The following is a 20,516-nucleotide window of genomic DNA, read 5'->3' on the forward strand; positions in this document are numbered from 1 at the left end:
TCAATGTGTACTGTAACCTATATTCCTAAAGAAAATAATACGTTCATTCTTACGTCTAATCGTGATGAAGCGGTGGGTAGAACCACCCTCGCTCCAGACTTTTATGATGTGGATGGAACAAAGATGCTATTCCCAAAAGACGTTGTCGCTGGCGGTACGTGGATAGGCATTTCTGAAAAAAATAGGATGATATGCTTGCTTAACGGAGGTTTTGAAATTCATGTGAGAAAGGAAAGCTATGCAATGAGTCGTGGCATCGTTGTAAAAGAACTTCTTAAGGCAGCCGATTTGTCTGAGGCTATCGATACGTTCAATTATGAGGGTATTGAGCCTTTTACGATTGTAGCTATAGACTGGAGTAATACACTCAAGGCTACAGAACTAGTTTGGGATGGTGAGAAAGCGCATGTAACAGTCTTAGGTAAAGAGCCGAAAATATGGTCTTCATCTACCTTATATGATGCCACCATGAAGGATAAACGCCGTACTTGGTTTGCTGCTTTTAAAGAAACAACAAATTGGAGTAAAGAGAGTTTATTTGATTTTCATACCAAAGCAGGAGAAGGTGATGCACATGTAGACCTGCAAATTAATCGCGGCCTGTTAAAAACAGTAAGCGTTACTCAGGTAGAAAAAATAGATGACACTTGTGAGATGACGTATAATGATCTTCAAAAGGAAGAAGTTCACACCGCTCAATTTGAAATGATACCTGCGTGATATATAATGGAAAGATTATAGTGCTCGCTTTTCCAGATACGTTTGTAAAAATGTCTGATGAGCTCATGTGTAAAATTTTACCTCTCATGGGACTTGGTACGCGCACGCACATCAAGGCGGGTCATGCTGCATTAGTCCTTATAGAAAATGAGACTGGTAAAGCAAAATATTTTGATTTTGGCAGATATATTACTCCCAAAGGAAAAGGTCGTGTGCGAGGTGCAAACACAGATATTGAGCTGGAAGTTCCCGTGAAAGCTATTGTGAGAGAAGGAAATCTTGAAAATCTAGATGAGCTATTATTATGGCTAGACGCGCATCCAGAAAAAACGCATGGATCAGGCAGGCTTGTGGCCTCACTTTGTTCTTCAATTAATTATGAGAAGGCAATAGACTACATACATTCACTGCAAAGTCAAGGAAGCGTTCCTTATAAAGCTTTTGGGAAAATAGGAAGTAATTGCGCTCGTTTTGTTACAGAAACGATACTCGCTAGTACTGAGGAAAAGGCAATTATTAAATACTTAAAGCGTAATAAAAAATTTACGCCAAGTACCATTGGTAATGTAGAGAAAAGCGCATCACAAGAGGGGGTTTATCAGATTTTTAATGGTGTGATTACACCTTATAATTCTACTGCGCTACGCGAGAATCTCACAAATTACTTTGATAGAAGAGTTCCCGCTGCATACACTGTTGAAGATGAGGTTGTGTTGCCAGAAAACGTTCACTTTCTAGAGGGCACAGGTAGTAGTGCTTATTTTCATCTTGAGATTCTCTCTGAGATAAAAGGTATTGTAAGAAGGTTTACTGAGTTTGGCGAGCAGGATTTTGAAGGTGTCGCAGCATTTCCAGACGGTTTCTCTGCCGTGAGTGATTACTCTTTTGTGTATGATAGTAACTGTGCATATTGCACGCTTGAGCAGGGAGATTCACTTTTTCGCCTTGAGCTTACTTCTCAAAAGTTCTCGGCTATTAGTTTAAAGCAAACGGTGCACTCAGCTTAAATACTGGGATTTTTACTCTAAAATTACGTGTAGTAGTAAAGTTTACCATTTGGTAAAAACCTTGCATTGCCCCAAAGGCAGAGTTGAGCAAGCATCCAGAACTGTAGGTGTGGCTTTCGCCAGGTTTAAGAACAGGTTTTTTACCTATGACACCTTCTCCGGCAACGGTCTCTGGTGCGCTAAGGGCATCTGTTATTCTCCAGTGACGAGCCATGAGCTGCACGCTATCTTTACTCTGGTTTGCAATCGTTATTTTGTAGCCAAAGGCATAGCGCATTTTATGATTTTTATAAAATGTGCCCTCAAAGGTAGTCTCTACAGAAATTTTAATTCCTCTTGTAACTTGTTGTACCATTCTTAAAATAAAAGTGCAGTAATCGTAAAGAATATAAGTGCAAAAAATATGGAACTTATAAAAAATACGATATTTAAAAATACGAATTTTATTAGTGTCCAGCGCCTCTTCTGTTTGTAAAAATTGCGTAGTGCTTTGTAAAAGTAGAACGGTCCTACTAGAATTAATAGTATGGCGGCTAGAATATTATCTCCTGGAAGTAATAGATCTGGAAGTAAACAGATAATTAATACCACAAATATCCAACTGAATATATGGAAGATAAAAACCAAGTGCTCCATGTAGTTAAATTTCTTCTTTGAATAAATGAGCCAAAAGAAAAGGGCTACAAAAGGTGCCATGAAAAACAGAAAGAACGGAGTTTTAGAAAGTAGATATTTTGAGAATTTCACTGGATTTTCTTGGACACGCTGGAAGTCGTTTGTTTTGGTGTATAAGAATATGTTGGTCTTTGTTTTAGGGTACCTTAAGCTGTCTAGCGCTGTTGCTGGATTTGATATATCTGTATGTTTATTAAACTTGTAGAAGTATTCTGCTTTGTGTGCTAGAATATTTAAATAACTGCCTGATCCTTTGTAGGCAGCGGTGAGTGAGTCTTCTGTAATAAATGTAAACTCCTTTTCTTCTTCTTTCTTGCGTTGCGCTTTTTTGGTAGTGATAGACACAATACCAGCGTTAATTTTTTCTTCAATCTCGTTGCTTAATGAGTCGGCTTGTTCTTGGTTGTAATTCTGCACATTGCTAAAATCCATTTCCTCTATGGATTTTTGAACATTTACAATATCCTCTTTGCCATCATTTACTACGAAAGCACCCTTACTCAAATCTACTTCTTTAGGCTCTTGAAAAAGTCCCACTATTGCAAGTAGAATAAAATAAAAGATAGAAGCACTTAAAAAGAATCGAAAAGGGTTTGCATACTTAAGCCTCTTCCCGTCTACGTAGTTGCGGGTGATGGTGCCGGGTTTGAAGAGTAAATCTTTTATAGTGAACCTAAATTTAGAGTCGTAGGTGAAAACACTTAGAACAAATTCGCCTATAAAATCTTTGAGCGTAAGTCTTTTGGTGGTGTTTATTTGACCGCAGTATGCGCAAAAGCGGTCAGAGAGTTCTAAAGGGTGCTTGCAGTTTAAGCATTCTACCCCTCTATATCGCATCGCCTTTCGGCTAGTTGGTTTGATTTCTGTTTCCTTCACGATATAAATATAGGATTTTTAGAAGGATACGCTTTCGCGAAAGCGTAAAGAAATAATGCTAACTACATATGTTGTAATTAGTTTGTAATCTGGCTAGAGTTTGTGGTGCCATATCCTAATAACTCATCAAAGCGCCCGCCGGGCTTACGGTAGTATACTAGTATCTGGTAATCATTTTCTGTCTGCCAGAAATTACCGTCTATATTATCTTTCTCTTCAATACTTCCATCTGCGTTTACTAGTACGTAGCGATAATTGTAAAATCCTTGTTTAAGCAAATAGGGTAATTCATAGCGGCGTGAGTCACCATTATAGGTAAGAGCAGTGTTTTTATCGATTACATAATTATTAAAGTTTCCGTAGACATGGATAGATTGTCCGGCGTTAACTTCTGGATATTGTAAAGAGAAGTGAATCCACACATACTCTGCTTCTGTAAGTGGTGTGCGACCTTGCAAAGTGTTAATTAAGAAATTACCGTTAATATCTGGGTTGTACGTGTATGGCTCATCATAACGAGCAGGGTTTGTGTAGAGGTAGTTGTGGTAAAGACTTTTAAGCTCTATGCTGCGTATGGCAAAAGTAGAAGATCGCACATCCTTATTTTCAAAGTTGAAAAATTCATTACCACCCCAAAAAGCTGTTTCTTGATCATAACGATACTCAAGCTTACTCCCTATATTGTATTGAGGATCTATGCCTGTAATAGCCGTTTTTAAGTTATTATTTTGGATGAGAACGGTGTGTAAATTAGTTTTTGGGTTGATGATGAGGTCGTCTCCAGAGTCTACAAAAAAGCGCAACACTTGTTTGCTGTCTATATATCTCAAGTCGCGAGACCTCTTAACCTCTGCTCCCACACTATATTGAGGATTAAAAATCATAAACTTACGAGAGAAAACAAGATTGTCATCCTCATCATAAATACTCAAGAGGTAATTACCTGTTTTAGTAAGTCTCTTAGTCATCTGGTTAGGGATGCTCAGGTCGTAATGAGTGTAAAGTTGTAGGGTGGCAACCGAGTTTTCAAACCCGAGAATACGCACATTGTCCATGCCATCCATAAACTCAGAACGTACGAGATTACTAGGTGTCCAGTCTGCATTATGATGTGTTATCTTGTAAAAATAATCACGCTCATCTCCTATAATATCGTCAAAAGAAAGTCGCAAACTGCTCCCCAGTTTTATAATAGGCAGCGAGGTGCCGGTAGTACTGTTTTCATTAAACTGTACAGTTTTTATAAATGCAGGTTCTGGAACTTCTTGCACTGCTTGAGCAGCAGCAGACAACGAAATTACAATCAATAAAATGGTGAAATATGGTCTCATAAAATATGGATGGATACCAAATATAAACAATTTTGATGCCGAGATATTGCGTTAATCAATATGGTGTGGCAAATGATGATGTTTGATAATTACGCTTACGCGAAAATGTGATAAAGGGAATTGAATCTAAAAATGCAGCATAATGTAAGATTGCAAGCATTTTACATTCCTTATTGAGAATTGTGCGCCTCAATTTGATGTTATTTTAAAATTAATTTTGCAGTGTCTGAGTCAAATAGGCTTAACAAGAATCTTAAAAAGAGATATTTTTTACAGTGAAAACGTTTGAAATATAGTGTTTTGAGAAGCTTTGTTTAATGAGTCGTGTAAAACATTATTTAGAAATATTATAAATAATACTTTCACTTAGTGACACTCGGAAATACGGACGGTATTATGTAAATTTGCAAACCTCAATTTAAGAGGATTTTAGATAACATAAATCTACTGACATATGTCAAAAGACATCAGAATCAAAAAAGGTCTTGATATCCGATTAGTAGGCGAAGCAGAAAAAACAATTTCTGAGGCGCCTAGATCGCGTACCATTACTATTAGGCCTTCAGATTTTCATCTCATTACTCCTAAAATGGTCGTAAAAGAAGGAGCGAACCTACAGGCAGGAGATGTAATATTTTACTCAAAGTCTCAAGAAGAAATCAAATTTGTATCTCCCGTAGCTGGAACAATTACAGAAATCAAGCGTGGCGCACGCCGTGTGATTACTGATATTGTAATTGAAGCAGATTATGCTGGTGCTACTCGTGATCTAGGAGCTTTAGGTGCATCTGCAAGTGCAGAGGCGGTAAAAGCGAGATTACTTGAAGGAGGGGTTTGGCCATTTATCAAGCAACGTCCTTATGATGTTGTTGCAAACCCAACAGTAACTCCAAAGGCGATTTTTATCTCTGGGATAAATACAGGGCCACTCGCTGCAGACCTTGATTTTGTTCTTGCAGGTAAGGAAGCGCACTTACAAGCAGCAGTTTCTGCGCTTGCAACGCTTACTTCTGGAGGTGTTCATGTTTCTATAGGAGCAAGCTCTTCTATATTTTCTGGACTTAAAGATGTTGTAACTCATACAGTAAAAGGACCGCACCCAGCTGGGAACGTTGGAACTTTAATAAATAAAACAAGCCCAATCAATAAAGGAGAAACTGCGTGGACGATTGCTGCACAGGATCTAGCTATTATTGGAGAGTTGTTACTTACTGGAAAATTTAATGCACAGCGTGTAATATCTGTATCTGGTTCATCTATCAAAGCACCTAAGTATTATAAGACAATGATAGGGGCAGAGGTTTCTACATTTGCTTATGCTGCAGGAGTAGAGGGTGATAACAACCGTTTTATCTCAGGTAACGTACTTACTGGCGATAAAATTAGTCCAGATGGAGCTTTAGGTTTTTATGCAACTGAGTTTGTTGCAATTCCAGAAGGTGATGATTATGAATTCTTTGGGTGGAATAAGCCAGTTTTTGATAAGATATCTCCATCTAGAGCACTTACGTTCTCATGGATGCAACCTAATAAAAAGTATGATCTTGATACTAATACAAATGGTGAGCACCGTGCGTTTGTAGTAACAGGAAACTATGAAGAGGTTTTTCCTTTAGATATTTACCCTATGCAAATCCTTAAGGCTTGTATGGTAGAAGATCTAGATGAGATGGAAGCGCTTGGTATGTATGAAGTAGCTCCAGAAGATTTTGCACTTACTGAATTCATGTGTGTGTCTAAACAGCCACATCAAGAAATTATCAGAAAGGGATTAGATGTTATGTATAAAGAAATAGGGTAAGTTATGGGAATGAAAGAAAGTTTACATAAGCTTAAAATGAAGTATGAAGGGAAGAAGATGGCTCCGGCTTTCAACGCACTTCACACTTTTTTATACGCTCCTAATGAGACGACACATAGTGGTGGTCACATTAGAGCGGTAGATGATTTAAAGCGAACAATGAACACGGTAATCATCGCATTGATTCCTTGTTTGTTATTTGGAATATTTAATGCTGGATACCAGCATTACTATGCAGTTGCAGAAGTAGCTGGAACAGCAGCAGAGTATAAGGCTGTAGGTTTCTTTGATGGAAATTTCTGGAACTGGGATAACTTTGCAATGGGAGCTTGGACAGTATTGCCACTTGTGGTGGTTTCTTACGGTGTAGGTCTTTTAGTAGAATTTATTTTTGCAGTTATAAAAGGACACGAGGTAGAAGAAGGTTACCTAGTAACTGGAATGCTTGTGCCACTTATTGTTCCTATTGATATTCCATTATGGATGCTTGCTGTAGCAGTAATCTTTGGTGTGGTAATAGGTAAAGAAGTATTTGGAGGAACAGGGATGAACATCCTTAACCCTGCACTTACTATCCGTGCTTTCTTATTCTTTGCATATCCTACTTGGATGTCTGGAGATAAAGTATGGGTACACCAAGCAGTTGATATGGCTGGACAGCCAGATGCAATCTCTGGAGAAACTATCTTAGGTAGTTATGCACAGAATAGTACTGTTGCATATGACTATTGGGACATGTTTGCTGGTTTTATTCCAGGTTCTGTAGGAGAGACATCAAAACTTTTAATCATTTTTGGAGCTGCATTTTTGATCTTTTCAAAAATAGCAAGTTGGAGAATCATACTTTCTGCTGTAGCAGGAGCGCTAGTAATGGGGCTTATCTTTAATGGTGTAGTTGACGCAGGATGGATTGATAGTTCAAGTAAGTTCTACGGTTTAATGAGTGTTCCTTTCTGGCAACACCTTATTATAGGTAGTATCTTGTTTGGTGCTGTATTTATGGCAACAGATCCAGTTACAGGATCGCAAACTAACAAAGGGAAATACATCTACGGATTCTTAATAGGATTTATCTCTATCATGATTCGTGTATTTAACCCAGCATACCCAGAAGGAGTTTTCCTTGCGATCTTATTAATGAACGTATTTGCTCCTACTATTGATCACTACGTGGTTCAAGGGAATGTGAAGAAGAGAATGAAACGTCTTAAACTTAAAACAGCATAACAATGGCAAAGACAGACGGAAACGGATATACGATTCTATTTGCAACTATTATGGTAGTTGTAGTAGGAGGAGTGCTTGCAGGACTTGCAACAGGTCTTAAGCCAGCAATTAAGGAAAATGAGCGCTTTGAAAAGCAACAGAACATTCTGTATGCAATGGGTGTGAATGAAAATATTGAAGGTGAAGGTGGTGTTAACTTTATCCCTACTGATAAGGTAGAGGCAGAGTATGACAAATACATCAAAGAAGCTTACATTATACAGAGTGGTAAAATCACACAAAGTGATGAGGCATTTACTGTAGATATGAAGAAGCAAAGTAAATTACCTAAAAATGAGCGTAAGATGCCTCTGTTTGTAGGTGAGAAAGATGGTCAGAAGTTTTATGTTGTACCTATGTACGGTAAAGGACTTTGGGATGCTATCTGGGGTTATGTAGCTTTAGACGATAACTTGATTGTACAAGGTGTGTATTTTGATCACAAAGGAGAAACGCCTGGACTTGGTGCAAATATCAAGGAACGTTATTTTATGGATGACTTTACAGGAGAGCAGATAATGTCTAAGACACAATATTCTGGAATCACTGTAGCAAAGGGTAATAACGATCCAAAAAACGAACGTAAAGAAGATAATAAAGTAGATGCTCTTGCAGGAGCTACTATCACAGGTGATGGTGTAAGTGCAATGATTAAGAGTACACTTAAGAATTACGTTCCATTTATTCAAGATTTTAAAACCAAAGCATAATGGCGATACTATCAAAAAAAGATCAAAGACTTATACTTGATCCGCTTGCAGATGATAACCCAATTACTATTCAAGTATTAGGTATCTGTTCTGCACTTGCAATTACAGCGCAACTAAAAGCATCTATTGTAATGGCAATTTCTGTACTCTTTGTACTCGGGATTGGTAACGTAGTAATATCGCTTTTACGTAATGTGATTCCTTCAAAAATCCGAATCATTGTACAACTTATCGTTGTAGCAACGTTGGTAATTGTGGTAGATCAAACGCTTAAGGCATTTGCTTATGAGTTGAGTAAAGAGCTATCTGTCTTTGTAGGACTGATTATTACAAACTGTATTATCATGGGGCGTTTTGAAGCATTTGCTTTAGGAAACGGACCTTACAGATCATTCTTAGACGGAATAGGTAATGCACTTGGTTATGGTGTGATACTTATTATGGTAGGTTTTTTTAGAGAGCTTTTAGGTTCAGGAACACTTCTTGGATTTAAAGTGCTTGGAGATCCTATTGAAAAAACAGGACTATACAGTATAGGATATGAGAACAACGGATTCATGTTGCTATCACCTATGGCACTTATTGTGGTAGGTTTGATTATCTGGGTACAGAGATCAAGAAATCCTGCGTTAGTAGAAGAGAACTAAGAATTAATTTTCACGCTTTCGCGAAAGCGTAAACCTATAAAATCAAAGATATGTTAGAGCATATTGAATTATTTTTTAAATCCATTTTCATCGATAACATGGTATTTGCAACGTTCTTAGGAATGTGTTCTTACCTAGCGGTGTCAAAAAAAGTTACTACTGCCGTAGGACTTGGAGCTGCAGTAATATTCGTACTTGCGGTAACAGTGCCTATTAACTGGTTACTTGATCAGTACATATTACGTGACGGTGCTTTAGCATGGTTAGGCCCAGAATATGCAGACTATGACTTAAGTTTCTTATCGTTTATATTATTTATTGCAACTATTGCAACAATGGTACAACTGGTAGAAATTGTAGTAGAGAAATTCTCGCCATCACTGTATAACTCACTTGGTATTTTCTTGCCACTTATCGCGGTAAACTGTGCCATCTTAGGAGGGTCATTGTTTATGCAATCTAGAGATATCCAAACGTTAGGTCTTGCCTTCAACTACGGTATATCTTCTGGTATAGGTTGGTTCTTAGCAATTCTTGCAATTGCAGCCATTCGTGAGAAAATACGTTACTCAAATGTTCCTGCACCTTTAAGAGGATTGGGAATTACTTTTATCATCACAGGGTTGATGGCAATAGGATTTATGAGTTTTGGAGGAATGCTTACTGGAGGTGATGAAGAAGAAGCTCCAGCAGTAGAAGCTGCACAGATAGAAGTAAAAGAAGAAGGTCAACCGGTAGCTATGATCGCTGTTGACAAAATTGCTAACGAAAAAGAAAACTAATTATGATACTAGCCGCATCAATGTCCGGCGTTGTCATCGCGACAATCGCTGCCTTTTTAGTACTTACGTTACTGCTCGTGGGATTATTGCTTTTCACAAAGCAAAAGCTATCTCCATCGGGACCTGTAACAATTACAATTAACGGAGAGAAACAAGTAGAGGTTGCCTCTGGAAGTACATTACTTTCTACACTAGGTAACAACAAAATATTCTTACCATCTGCCTGTGGAGGTGGAGGTACTTGTATACAGTGTGAGTGTCACGTTCTTGAAGGAGGTGGAGAAGCATTACCTACAGAAACGCCACACTTTTCTCGTAAGGAACTTGCTCATGGAGCGCGTCTTGCTTGTCAGGTAAAAGTGAAGCAAGATATGAATATCACTATCCCAGAAGAAGTATTTGGGATTAAGAAGTGGGATGCAACAGTAGTACGTAACTACAACGTAGCATCATTCATCAAGGAATTTGTAGTAGAGATTCCTGAAGATATGGGGTACAAAGCTGGTGGTTATATTCAGATTGAAATTCCTGAATGTACAATCAACTATAAAGATATTGATATTACTGCTCACCCAGAAGAGCATGAAACTCCAGATAAGTTTCAAGCAGAATGGGATAAGTTTGGTCTATGGCCACTTACTATGAAAAATAACGAGACTGTAGAGCGTGCATACTCAATGGCTTCCTTCCCTGCCGAAGGTCGTGAGATTATGTTGAACGTACGTATTGCTACGCCGCCATGGGATAAAGCAAAAAACCAATGGATGGATGTTAACCCTGGGGTTGCTTCATCATACATATTTGCACAGAAGCCTGGTGATAAAGTAGTGATCTCTGGTCCTTATGGAGAGTTCTTCATAAACGAGTCTGAGTCTGAGATGCTTTACGTAGGTGGTGGAGCAGGAATGGCGCCTATGCGTTCACACCTGTATCACCTTTTCAAAACCCTTAAAACAGGACGTACGGTTACTTATTGGTATGGAGGACGTTCTAAACGTGAGTTATTTTACCTAGAGCACTTCCGCGAGTTAGAAAGAGAATTTCCTAACTTCAAGTTTTACCTAGCGCTTTCTGAGCCTATGGAAGAAGATAACTGGAAAGTAAAAGATTCTACAGATGGAGAAGGAGACGGTTTTGTTGGTTTCATTCACCAAGTAGTAATTGATCAGTATTTAAGTAAACATGAAGCTCCAGAAGATATCGAGCTTTACTTCTGTGGTCCTCCACTTATGAACAACGCTGTTCAGAAAATGGGAGAAGATTATGGAATTCCAGATGAGAACATCCGTTTTGATGACTTTGGAGGATAGTATATAGTTTCGCTTTCGCGAAAACCTAAAAACCCGATACAGCAATGTGTCGGGTTTTGTGTTTCTAGCCTCCTCGATGCTTTCAAAAGTAGCGGGTGGTTAGGTATAATTGCACGTGAATATTATCTTTGTACAATGGCAGAACTTCTTACAGAACAAGAGCTTCATAACCTCGCGATGAATATCGTGGGTGATGATCTTACTAGTCAAGGTTACGAATTTATGGCAGTAAATTCTAAGCTCAAAAAGGACCCGCAATTTGTGGCTCTCAAGGATAAAAAACTACATTTTGTTATCGTAAGAGCTCGTACGTTTCCAGAAGATGCAAATGTGTATGACGAAGCGCAGATGATTAGAATGCGAAATCATGCCCTCAAATTTGAAGCGCGTACTTTTTATGCTGGAGTAGGATTAGGACACGGTGATAACTATCAGCTACCTGTTGAAAAGGATAAGCCATACCGAGAGATTTATAACGGACTTCAAGAAATAATGTAATGAGAATACTTTTACTATGTTTAGTTATCACGGTATTTTCTTGCAAACAAGAAAATACCGTTGATGAGATTATCATTCAAGGAGATGCGTTTGGAACTACGTATGCTGTAAAATATTTTGGCGCAGAGCAAGAGGCAATTAAAGTGAAAAGAGGTATTGATTCAGTTATTAATGTGGTCAATACATCAATGAGTACTTATTTGCCAAATAGTGACATATCTAAAATTAATAGTGGCGATAGTACTATTGTCGTAGATAGTATGTTTAAGGATGTATATACGCTTTCGCGAAAGCTAAATAAAGCCACCTCAGGCTATTTTGACCCAACTGTGGGAACACTGCGCAATGCATATGGATTTGGAGATACTGAAGCGCTTAAAGTAATTGATAGTACAGCTCTTGATTCATTAATGCAGTATGTGGGTTGGGATAAGGTAACTCTTACTGAAGATGATAAAATCCAAAAAACCTATCCAGAGATATATTTTGATTTTAATGCCGTGGCAAAAGGTTATGGTGTAGATCGAGTTGCAATTTTCATGAATGAAGAGGGATATCGTAATTTTCTTGTAGATATAGGTGGGGAAATAGTAGCTTCTGGGTTTAACGAAAGGAAGCAGGAGTCATGGGTAGTTGGAATAGAAAATCTTGACTCGCCCTTAGAGAAACGAACGCATAGCGCATTGGTCAGTCTAAAAGATAAAGCCATGGCTGGGTCTGGTAATTATAGAAAAAACCGAATTGATGAAGCTACTGGTAAGCAATATGTACATACTATAAATCCGCTTACGGGTTCTGCAGAGCGTAGTGATGTGCTCAGTGCAACCATTATCGCAGTAGATTGCGCTACGGCAGATGCTTGGGCAACTTCATGTATGGCGATGGGCCTTGATCGTGCTAAGGAAGCTTTAAAAGGTCAAGACGTAGAGGCTTACTTAGTTTATGACGGCGGGGTCTATATGACGGAGGGATTTAATAAGTATATACAGGATTAACGTTTTAATAGAAAATGTCCAGCAACGTCTTCTCGGTTATTAAATTTTAATAAAAACCAATAGTCACTAGAAGGAAGTAATTTTCCTCTGTATATTCCATTCCATCCACTAGATTGAGGTGATAGCTGCTTTAGTAATTTACCATATCGATCAAATATGTAAATGGATGCTATATCTTCTATATCGCCAATACCAATGATTTTCCACTCATCATGATATCCATCACCATTAGGTGTGAAGTAGCGAGGGTAATCTAAAATGAGTTGTCTTTTAGTAACAGTGCCACATCCATTTTTATCTCTTACATAAAAATCATAATAATCGTTAGTCAGTCCTGTAAAAGTATTGCTATCCTGAAAGTTGCTTGCTGTATCAATAGCATATTCATACTCGCCTAGACCTTCCGTATTTACTATTGCAGTGTTATTGTTTTCCTCAAAACTTGTGACAGAAATTTCTGTGATATTTGCAGTTGAACTCGCTGTTACTATTGTATTGGAAGTAGCTCTACAGCCGTTATTGTCAGTCACAATTACACTGTAGTCTCCAGGTTCATTAATGGTTATTTGATTAAGTTCTGCTCCAGATTCTCCATTGCTCCATTCATAAAAGGCATAATTTGACTCTGTGGTGAGCAAAGCAGATTGAGATTGATTTGTGCAGACTTGTAAATTCTCAGGTAAAGTAATACTAAATGGTGTTGACACAGTGATGTCAAATGAGCCAATATTGAAGCACCCCGAGATGTTGTTTTCCACACGATAATACAAAGTTTGTGGATTTGTAACGTTCATGTAATTTAAATCCAAAGGTTCGGTTCCCGTACTTACATTGTCAAGAGATTCATGAAATGTTACAGCTATATTATTTTGATTATTTATTGACGGAATAAGTGTAGCTAAATCAAAAATTGTTCTCTCGTCTACAGGGCCGTCCAAGTCACATAATTCTTGATCTGGAGTTGGGTTTATAGTTGGAGTTTCTGGTAGTTGCGCAGTTCCAGTTGTAATGATGTCAAAGCTTTCATTACCTATTGCACGATTGATAAATACATAATAAGTTTGTCCAGCGAATACGTCTATAGCACTTAAGAAGCCATCTCCATCGGCTCCTGGGCCTTCCGATACGTCGCCATTTGGTTCTGCTGTAGATAAGCCAGTTGCAGCTGGAACTCCTGCGGCCTGTGGATTTGTAGTAGAGCATCTTATGGCATCGCCTAGTAAGCTACAGTCGTCTGTGGGGCCATAAACAGCAAAATCGTAGTCATCGATATTATTAGTGGGGTTTAAGCTAAAACCAAAAGTGCCATCGGATACAAATGTAAAACGTAACCAAATTGTATCAGAAAGGCCAAAAAAACATGACGGACGTGTATTATTAGGTAATGAAAATTCGTCAAATCCAATGCCAGCGGGTTCTATGCCTAATTGTAAACTGCCACATACTTGTATGGAATTTAAGCAGTCATTTGAAGTTTGTCCAAATAAAACGTAAGAGCTAAAAAGGAGAAACAAACAAATCGTTTTAGCTGGATGTCCCATTGGATTAGATTAATTAACAATGCATGAAAATACGATTATTTATAACAAATAGGTAATATCTCACCTTGAGCTAGTCTATATCTATCTACTTCTTCTTGAGATAGGGTGTTTGTGTAATCAACTTCATCTACTTTAAACCCTACGCTTCTTAGTTTGTCAAAATAGTCGCGACCGTAGACACGAACGTGATCATATTGTCCAAAAATCTTAGCTCTTTCGTCACGATCTGTGATGGTGTCATCTTCAAATGTTATGGCTCTATCAAGTTCTTGAGGAATTTGTAAAATTGCCATCCCACCTGGTTTTAAGACGCGATACAATTCTTGCATCGCCTTAGTGTCATCAGGGATATGCTCTAATACATGATTACAGAATATGAGATCATAACTGTTTTCGCCGAAAGGCAAATCACATATATCTGCTTTCACATCTGCTAGCGGAGAGTTTAAATCTGTGGTGGTGTAATCAAGGTGTTCGCTTTCGCGAAAGCGTTTATAAAAAGCTTGCTCTGGAGCAAAATGCAACACTTTTCTAGGTGATTTAAAGAAATCTGTTTCCCGTTGTAACCAAAGCCATAAGAGTCTGTGACGTTCAAGTGAGAGCGTAGATGGAGACAGTACATTCTCTCTTGGAGTACCATAACCGTACGGTAAAAATTTCTTAAATGTTTTTCCGTCTATAGGATCCTCGTAACGTTCACCTTTTAAAAAGGTAGCCATAATAGGTCTCACCACATAACTAGCCCTTATTAATAAAGGTCGCGGAATGGCGTTTAAGAAAAATTTGAAAAGCTTTTTCACTAGTTACAGCACTAAAGCTTGCTGACGAAAAGGAGTTTCCTCATCGCTCTCAATTCCTAATGCTTTATAGATGTACGCAAAAGTGGATAGTAGCTCCGGCTTGCCATCAAGTATGGCTACATCATGTTCAAAATGAGCACTTGGTTTATTATCGCGTGTAGTTATCGTCCAGCCGTCATTGTGCTGTGTGATATTGCGAGTTCCCATATTAGTCATAGGTTCGATGGCTACTACCATCCCTTCTATAAACTTCTTACCACGTCCACGTTTACCGTAGTTAGGCATTTCTGGATCTTCATGCATTGTCGTTCCTAAACCGTGACCTACAAGTTCGCGTACTACACCATAACCATGATCTTCTGTAAATTTTTGAATGGCGTAGCCTACATCACCTGTGCGGTTACCTATTTTGAGTTGTTCTATTCCCACGTAAAGAGATTGCTTAGTAACTTCAAGTAATTTCTTTACTTCTGGTGCTACTTCACCTACTTCAAATGTGTAGGCGTGATCGCCATAGAAGCCATTTTTAATAGCTCCGCAATCTATAGAGATAATATCTCCTTCTACAAGAGGTTTGTTGTTAGGAATTCCATGAACAACTTGGTCATTAGGACTCATGCAAAGTGTGTTTGGAAAATCGTATAACCCCAAGAAACCTGGAATCGCATCTTGTGAACGTATATAGTCTTCTGCTATCTTATCGAGATATAGTGTGGTTACTCCCGGTTTTACCTCTCCAGCAAGTATGCCTAAGGTGCGAGATACTACTAGCGCACTCTCACGCATTAATTCTATCTCTTCTCTTGTTTTCTGTATAATTGCCATTATGCGTTTTCGTCTTTAAAAAGCTCCTCTATGCGAGACATAAAGCTCTTTTTCGTTTTTTTTCTAACAGGTTTACTGCGTTTCTGTTTAAGCGTGGGTGATGTCTCGGCACTGCTACCTAATATTTGGTAGATTTCACCCCAGCCCATCATACCACGTACATCGCGATCATCAATAAAAATATCTGCATTGATTTTGCGGCTTATCTCTTCGCTTAAAGCTTCCTCGGGATAACTTTTATTTATGGCATAAAATGTAATGCCATTATCCTTACAAAACTGAACCGCTTCATCTAAGCGAGCACCACTTCTATAGGTCCATAGAATAAGGCGGTTTCCTTCTTGTTGTAATTTTTTAAGGGTATCAAAAGCAAATAACATAGGCTTACCAATTCCAGGATACGCATTTTCTACAATGGTACCGTCAAAATCTACAGCTATGGTTTTTGTTGTTTCGATTGCTTTAAAGTTTATGCAAAATTACAAAAAGATCAACGGTTAGTTATGCATAATAGCAAAGGGCTTCTAATGATTTATTAGAAGCCCTTTGTTATAAATTAAATAGTTGTTATTGTATCAAGTCACCTTTTGGGTCTGGGCCATATTGATTAGGGCCGTGAGTTCCTTCTGTAGCCATAAGTATCAATAACCAAATACCGCCTATAAACGGGACAAAGCCTATAAAGTACCAAGTGCCGCTTTTACCTTGGTCATGAAGCCTGCGCACTACTACCGCAATACTAGGTATGAATAGAGCGACTATGTACAGAAAAAGTAATAGACCTCCTATCATCATTAGTTCTTCGCTCTCCATAACTGCTCCAGCAATAAATGGTATGTAAGAAAGAACTACAAAAATTACATTAAATAAGGCAAACATCCAATATTCTTCCCTACGTGCTCTTCCTTCAAAGTTTGCATAATTGTCTCTCACTACTTTTAAATACCATTTCATAAATTGATTGTGTTTTTGATTAATGTTAAAGACGCTAAACTAATAAAATTAATATCTCCTTTGAAAATTATGTCAAAAATAAAACCCTCATGAAGATGAGGGTTTTAAGATTAAATATTGATTCTCTACTTACTCGGCATAAGCATGCTTATAATCTGCGCCAGATAGAATCTTTGCCATATCTTTCTCTAAGCTTTCTAGAGGATACTCTACAATGCGACCTAGTTCTTGACCATCTTTCATGAAAATGAATGTAGGTACGTTTGTTATATCTTTTCCTTTTACTAGTTCTTCTGGAGCTGTTTTATCTTGTGAAACAGTGATAAGTTTTACAGTTTCACTTTCGTAATCTACTTCGTCAAGGATTTTGAAAAAAGCAGGTACCTCACGCTGGCTGTCCTCACACCATGTTCCCATGAAAATGGTAATTCTTACATCTTTAAGGCCTTCCTTGATAGCCGTAAGAGACTCCACGTCTATCGTGTGATTCTTATAGCTATTCATAAACCATTCGTTATATGGTTCAGACTCTAGGGTTTCTCGTTCTTGTGCGCCTAAAAGGATGGCAATCCCATTGTCGTCCACATTTTCATCAATTACTTCTACCTCTTCTACCACCACAACTTCTTCGGTAGTGGTTTTTTCTTTACAAGAGAAAGTGAGTGCTATAATAGCTACTAAGGCAATAATATTAGTTTTCATAAGAGTGTTTATAAGGTTCTCCATTTAAAATTTTAAGCATGTCTTCTTCAAGACTTTCTACTGGACGCTCCACAATACGACCTATTTCTTTACCGTCTTTTTTAAAGATAAAAGTAGGTACACGTATGATGTTATTCCCGTCAGTATATATTGTAGGTTTCTTTTTGGTACGATCTACTGTAATAAGCTCTAAGTCTTGATTTTTAAAAGAAGCATCATCTAGTATTTTAAACATTCTTGGTGTTTCACGTTTACTATCTCCACACCATGTTCCCATAAAAGTGGTGATGGTAACGCCTTCTAGCCCTTTTTCTATATCATTTATGTAATCTGTATTTACTACATATTTTGCATAGTTAGGATTGAACCAACTATCAAAAGGAGCTTGCTTTAGTGCATTTCTATCTTCTTTACCTACTAACATTGTTTTAACTTTAGGAGCAGGTTTTACCACTACTGCTGGGAGTGCAGGTTTAACAGGTGTTTTCGGTTCTACGGTTTCTGCAACTTGAGGTGTAGGAGTAGCTTCTACTGCTTTTTTTGAGCTATCACAACTTGACATAAGAGCAAGAAGTGCGAGTGTTATATAAAATTTTTTCATTGTCTATGTAGTTTATATTAGTGGTGTACAATCCATAACTGGTGGTTGGTCTACGCCTAGTAGTTTTAAAACTGTAGGTGCAACATCAGATAGAATACCATTGTTGATTTTTTTGATATCCTTATCAACTAGAATTACGGGTACTGGGTTTGTTGTGTGAGCCGTATTTGGAGAGCCATCAGGGTTAATCATTACCTCTGCATTTCCATGGTCGGCAATGATGATTACAGTGTAATCATTTTCTTCGGCGGTGGTAACGATATCTTTAACGCAAGTATCTACAGTCTCACAAGCTTTAATTGCTGCCTCCATAACACCCGTATGACCTACCATATCCGGATTTGCAAAGTTGAGACATACAAAGTCTACGTCTCCTTTGTTTATTTCTGGAACAATTTTATCACGTATTTCAAAGGCGCTCATTTCTGGCTGTAAGTCGTAGGTGGCAACCTTAGGCGAGGGTGCTAGCAATCTAGACTCTCCATCAAAGGGTTCTTCACGGCCTCCAGAAAAGAAAAATGTTACGTGTGGGTACTTCTCAGTCTCAGCGATGCGTATTTGCTTTTTTCCAGCATTTGCAAGTACCTCTCCTAAGGTATTTACTAAGTTATCTTTATCATAGATGACTTTCATACCTGTGAACGTGTCATCATAATTTGTCATGGTAACGTAGTACAAGTCTAGCTTTTGAGTGTCTTGCTCAGGAAAGTCTTTTTGAGACAACATTTCTGTTAGTTCGCGACCACGATCTGTTCTAAAGTTAAAGAAGATCACCACATCACCTTCTTGAACGGTAGATATACTCTCATTATCTTGGGTTGTAAAAAGCGGATCTATAAACTCATCCGTCTTACCAGCATCGTAGCTATCTTGAATAGACTGTACAACATCTTTAGTAGGTGTTCCAGCACCTTTGGTAACTAGATTATATGCAAGAGCAACACGTTCCCATCGTTTGTCTCTATCCATCGCATAGTAGCGACCTATTACAGATGCTAGTTGTGCGTTGTGCGCTTTCGCGAAAGCAGAAATATCTCCTATAAGTTCTTTTCCAGATTTTGGATCTACATCACGACCATCTGTAAATGCGTGGATGTAAGATTGAGGAACTCCTGCATTTTCGGCAGCGAGAATAAGACCTTTAAGGTGGTTGATGTGTGAGTGTACACCTCCATCAGAAACAAGACCTAGAAAGTGAACAGATTTATTGTTTTCTTTCGCGAAAGCGAAAGCATCTTTCAATACTTGCTCATCTTTAAGCGTATCATCTTTGAGTGCTTTATTGATTTTAGCAAAATCTTGATATACAATACGACCAGCACCTAGGTTCATGTGGCCTACCTCACTATTGCCCATTTGCCCTTCTGGAAGGCCTACATTCTCACCGTGGGTGAGTAGCTGTGCGTGTGGGTACTTATTATAAAGGCTATCTATAAATGGCGTTTGCGCTTGGTCTACGGCAGATACTTTCTTGTCTGGAGCCATGCCCCATCCATCAAGTATCATTAGGATTGTTTTCTTGTTCATGATCTTAAGTTGAATAGTAAAGATAAAAACAAAACCTCGCGAGAGCGAGGTTTTGGGTGTGTTTTGACGAAAACGGTTGCGCTACATTGTAGCTGGACCCGTGTAACCATATTTCTGGATACTCTCCTTTATTTGTTCAATACGATTCTCTGGATCTGGGTGTGTGCTAGAGAATTCTGGTTGGCTACTGCCACCACTTGCTGCCTTAAGTATTTTCATCACGCCAATCATCTGATACGGATCATACCCAGCGCGTATCATAAAACGTACACCTAGGTCATCACTTTCTAACTCGTCATCACGACCATTACCTAACAATACACTCTGACCTATAGAACCTGCAGCACCGCCCATGCCGCCGCCTACCTCTGCCCCCATAGAGATGGTAGACCACATACTAGAGTTTTCGGCACGTTCTGCGCTATGTTTTCCAAGGACGTGACCTATCTCATGGCCTAATACGCCAGCCACTTGATCTTCATTTTCAAGTTTTGAGAGTAGGGCATAGGTGATAAAAATTTGTCCTCCAGGAAGTGCAAATGCATTTACTGTTTGTTCATCTCGTAATAAGTGAAAGTCGTATCTATAAGGAGTCTCGCGAGCCATGCTTTCTTGTACGAGCTTATTTCCTACTTGATCTACAAAGGCTTGAAGTTGCTGGTCTGGGTGTAAACCGCCATGCTGCTCTGCCATTTGAGGTGCATATTGTATTCCCATCGCGATCTCCTCATCTGGAGACATATTTATCGCCTGTACTTTTCCTGTATATGGGTTCTCCTCGCGGTTACTGCAATTCTTAAAAAGTGCAAATGCAACGATGGCAACTCCAATAAGTAATCTGATCTTAAGACCGCTACCTCTTTTCATATTATAAGATGGTTATTTTAGTTATGATTACAAGGTAATAAAAACTCATAAGTCTTGCAGTATTATGGGTGTTATAGAAAA

22 protein-coding genes are annotated in these 20,516 nt (G+C 38.5%); 10 read left to right on the forward strand and 12 right to left on the reverse strand.

The window, feature by feature from the left end; genetic code table 11:
• The first annotated feature begins 3 nt into the window (after nt 1–3).
• Together ACJJVW_RS09265 and ACJJVW_RS09270 are read left to right on the forward strand one after the other, a co-directional pair.
• Nucleotides 4–720: an NRDE family protein gene (locus tag ACJJVW_RS09265; protein ID WP_379952936.1), complete on the forward strand. Its 717-nt coding sequence runs from the start codon at nt 4–6 to the stop codon at nt 718–720.
• Entirely contained in the window at nt 717–1,727 is a 1,011-nt protein-coding gene (locus ACJJVW_RS09270) for a DUF6695 family protein (protein ID WP_405251430.1), read from the forward strand. The genes ACJJVW_RS09265 and ACJJVW_RS09270 overlap by 4 nt, the downstream gene beginning before the upstream one ends.
• Here the strand turns inward: ACJJVW_RS09270 and apaG are convergent.
• From apaG to ACJJVW_RS09285, 3 genes are all read right to left on the reverse strand, one after another.
• Nucleotides 1,696–2,082: a Co2+/Mg2+ efflux protein ApaG gene (gene apaG, locus ACJJVW_RS09275; protein WP_013750231.1), complete on the reverse strand. Its 387-nt coding sequence runs from the start codon at nt 2,080–2,082 to the stop codon at nt 1,696–1,698. The genes ACJJVW_RS09270 and apaG overlap by 32 nt on opposite strands.
• Nucleotides 2,083–2,084: 2 nt before the next feature.
• The gene (locus tag ACJJVW_RS09280) at nt 2,085–3,278 is read right to left on the reverse strand and encodes a DUF3667 domain-containing protein (RefSeq protein ID WP_405251432.1); all 1,194 of its coding nucleotides are present in this window, start codon (nt 3,276–3,278) and stop codon (nt 2,085–2,087) included.
• A 77-nt stretch (nt 3,279–3,355) separates the two neighbouring features.
• Nucleotides 3,356–4,609: a type IX secretion system plug protein domain-containing protein gene (locus ACJJVW_RS09285; protein ID WP_405251434.1), complete on the reverse strand. Its 1,254-nt coding sequence runs from the start codon at nt 4,607–4,609 to the stop codon at nt 3,356–3,358.
• 454 nt (nt 4,610–5,063) lie between these two features.
• On the opposite strand from ACJJVW_RS09285, the gene ACJJVW_RS09290 reads away from it, so the two are divergent.
• The 8 genes from ACJJVW_RS09290 to ACJJVW_RS09325 all read left to right on the forward strand — a co-directional run bounded on the left by ACJJVW_RS09290 (nt 5,064) and on the right by ACJJVW_RS09325 (nt 12,618).
• The gene (locus tag ACJJVW_RS09290; protein ID WP_405251436.1) at nt 5,064–6,410 is read left to right on the forward strand and encodes a Na(+)-translocating NADH-quinone reductase subunit A; all 1,347 of its coding nucleotides are present in this window, start codon (nt 5,064–5,066) and stop codon (nt 6,408–6,410) included.
• A 3-nt stretch (nt 6,411–6,413) separates the two neighbouring features.
• Entirely contained in the window at nt 6,414–7,637 is a 1,224-nt protein-coding gene (locus ACJJVW_RS09295) for an NADH:ubiquinone reductase (Na(+)-transporting) subunit B (RefSeq protein ID WP_405251438.1), read from the forward strand.
• Between the two features lie 2 nt (nt 7,638–7,639).
• Complete coding sequence (locus ACJJVW_RS09300; RefSeq protein ID WP_298330155.1) at nt 7,640–8,386, forward strand: Na(+)-translocating NADH-quinone reductase subunit C; 747 nt, start codon at nt 7,640–7,642, stop codon at nt 8,384–8,386.
• Nucleotides 8,386–9,033, forward strand: a complete 648-nt coding sequence (locus ACJJVW_RS09305) for an NADH:ubiquinone reductase (Na(+)-transporting) subunit D (protein WP_013750225.1) — start codon at nt 8,386–8,388, stop codon at nt 9,031–9,033. Before ACJJVW_RS09300 ends, ACJJVW_RS09305 begins: the two co-directional genes overlap by 1 nt.
• A gap of 50 nt (nt 9,034–9,083) precedes the next feature.
• Nucleotides 9,084–9,815, forward strand: a complete 732-nt coding sequence (nqrE, locus tag ACJJVW_RS09310; protein ID WP_013750224.1) for an NADH:ubiquinone reductase (Na(+)-transporting) subunit E — start codon at nt 9,084–9,086, stop codon at nt 9,813–9,815.
• A gap of 2 nt (nt 9,816–9,817) precedes the next feature.
• Nucleotides 9,818–11,125, forward strand: coding sequence for an NADH:ubiquinone reductase (Na(+)-transporting) subunit F (gene nqrF, locus ACJJVW_RS09315; protein ID WP_405251440.1), 1,308 nt, complete (start codon nt 9,818–9,820; stop codon nt 11,123–11,125).
• Between the two features lie 135 nt (nt 11,126–11,260).
• Nucleotides 11,261–11,623 carry a Na(+)-translocating NADH-quinone reductase subunit F gene (locus ACJJVW_RS09320; RefSeq protein ID WP_405251443.1) on the forward strand — a complete coding sequence of 121 codons (363 nt, stop codon included), beginning with the start codon at nt 11,261–11,263 and terminating at the stop codon, nt 11,621–11,623.
• Nucleotides 11,623–12,618: an FAD:protein FMN transferase gene (locus ACJJVW_RS09325; RefSeq protein ID WP_405251444.1), complete on the forward strand. Its 996-nt coding sequence runs from the start codon at nt 11,623–11,625 to the stop codon at nt 12,616–12,618. The genes ACJJVW_RS09320 and ACJJVW_RS09325 overlap by 1 nt, the downstream gene beginning before the upstream one ends.
• Here the strand turns inward: ACJJVW_RS09325 and ACJJVW_RS09330 are convergent.
• The 9 genes from ACJJVW_RS09330 to ACJJVW_RS09370 all read right to left on the reverse strand — a co-directional run bounded on the left by ACJJVW_RS09330 (nt 12,615) and on the right by ACJJVW_RS09370 (nt 20,435).
• A complete protein-coding gene (locus ACJJVW_RS09330; RefSeq protein ID WP_405251446.1) occupies nt 12,615–14,159 on the reverse strand; it encodes a T9SS type B sorting domain-containing protein in 1,545 nt (514 codons plus the stop codon). The two genes, ACJJVW_RS09325 and ACJJVW_RS09330, sit on opposite strands and share 4 nt — an antisense overlap.
• 35 nt (nt 14,160–14,194) lie before the next feature.
• Entirely contained in the window at nt 14,195–14,959 is a 765-nt protein-coding gene (locus ACJJVW_RS09335; RefSeq protein ID WP_405251448.1) for a class I SAM-dependent methyltransferase, read from the reverse strand.
• A gap of 3 nt (nt 14,960–14,962) precedes the next feature.
• On the reverse strand, nt 14,963–15,784 hold the full coding sequence (gene map / locus ACJJVW_RS09340) for a type I methionyl aminopeptidase (RefSeq protein ID WP_298330141.1): 822 nt from the start codon (nt 15,782–15,784) through the stop codon (nt 14,963–14,965).
• Entirely contained in the window at nt 15,784–16,242 is a 459-nt protein-coding gene (locus tag ACJJVW_RS09345; protein WP_405253090.1) for a BT0820 family HAD-type phosphatase, read from the reverse strand. Before ACJJVW_RS09345 ends, map begins: the two co-directional genes overlap by 1 nt.
• 109 nt (nt 16,243–16,351) lie before the next feature.
• Nucleotides 16,352–16,738 carry a DUF805 domain-containing protein gene (locus tag ACJJVW_RS09350; RefSeq protein WP_405251450.1) on the reverse strand — a complete coding sequence of 129 codons (387 nt, stop codon included), beginning with the start codon at nt 16,736–16,738 and terminating at the stop codon, nt 16,352–16,354.
• Between the two features lie 129 nt (nt 16,739–16,867).
• Nucleotides 16,868–17,440 (reverse strand): thioredoxin family protein, encoded by a 573-nt coding sequence (locus ACJJVW_RS09355; protein WP_339849284.1) that lies wholly within the window; start codon nt 17,438–17,440, stop codon nt 16,868–16,870.
• Nucleotides 17,430–18,041 (reverse strand): thioredoxin family protein, encoded by a 612-nt coding sequence (locus ACJJVW_RS09360; RefSeq protein ID WP_405251452.1) that lies wholly within the window; start codon nt 18,039–18,041, stop codon nt 17,430–17,432. The genes ACJJVW_RS09355 and ACJJVW_RS09360 overlap by 11 nt, the downstream gene beginning before the upstream one ends.
• 12 nt (nt 18,042–18,053) lie before the next feature.
• Complete coding sequence (gene gpmI / locus ACJJVW_RS09365; RefSeq protein ID WP_405251454.1) at nt 18,054–19,568, reverse strand: 2,3-bisphosphoglycerate-independent phosphoglycerate mutase; 1,515 nt, start codon at nt 19,566–19,568, stop codon at nt 18,054–18,056.
• A gap of 81 nt (nt 19,569–19,649) precedes the next feature.
• The gene (locus ACJJVW_RS09370; RefSeq protein WP_405251456.1) at nt 19,650–20,435 is read right to left on the reverse strand and encodes a M48 family metalloprotease; all 786 of its coding nucleotides are present in this window, start codon (nt 20,433–20,435) and stop codon (nt 19,650–19,652) included.
• Between the last annotated feature and the right edge of the window lie 81 nt (nt 20,436–20,516).

The organism is Dokdonia sp. Asnod3-C12, assembly GCF_045063975.1.
GTDB lineage: Bacteria > Bacteroidota > Bacteroidia > Flavobacteriales > Flavobacteriaceae > Dokdonia.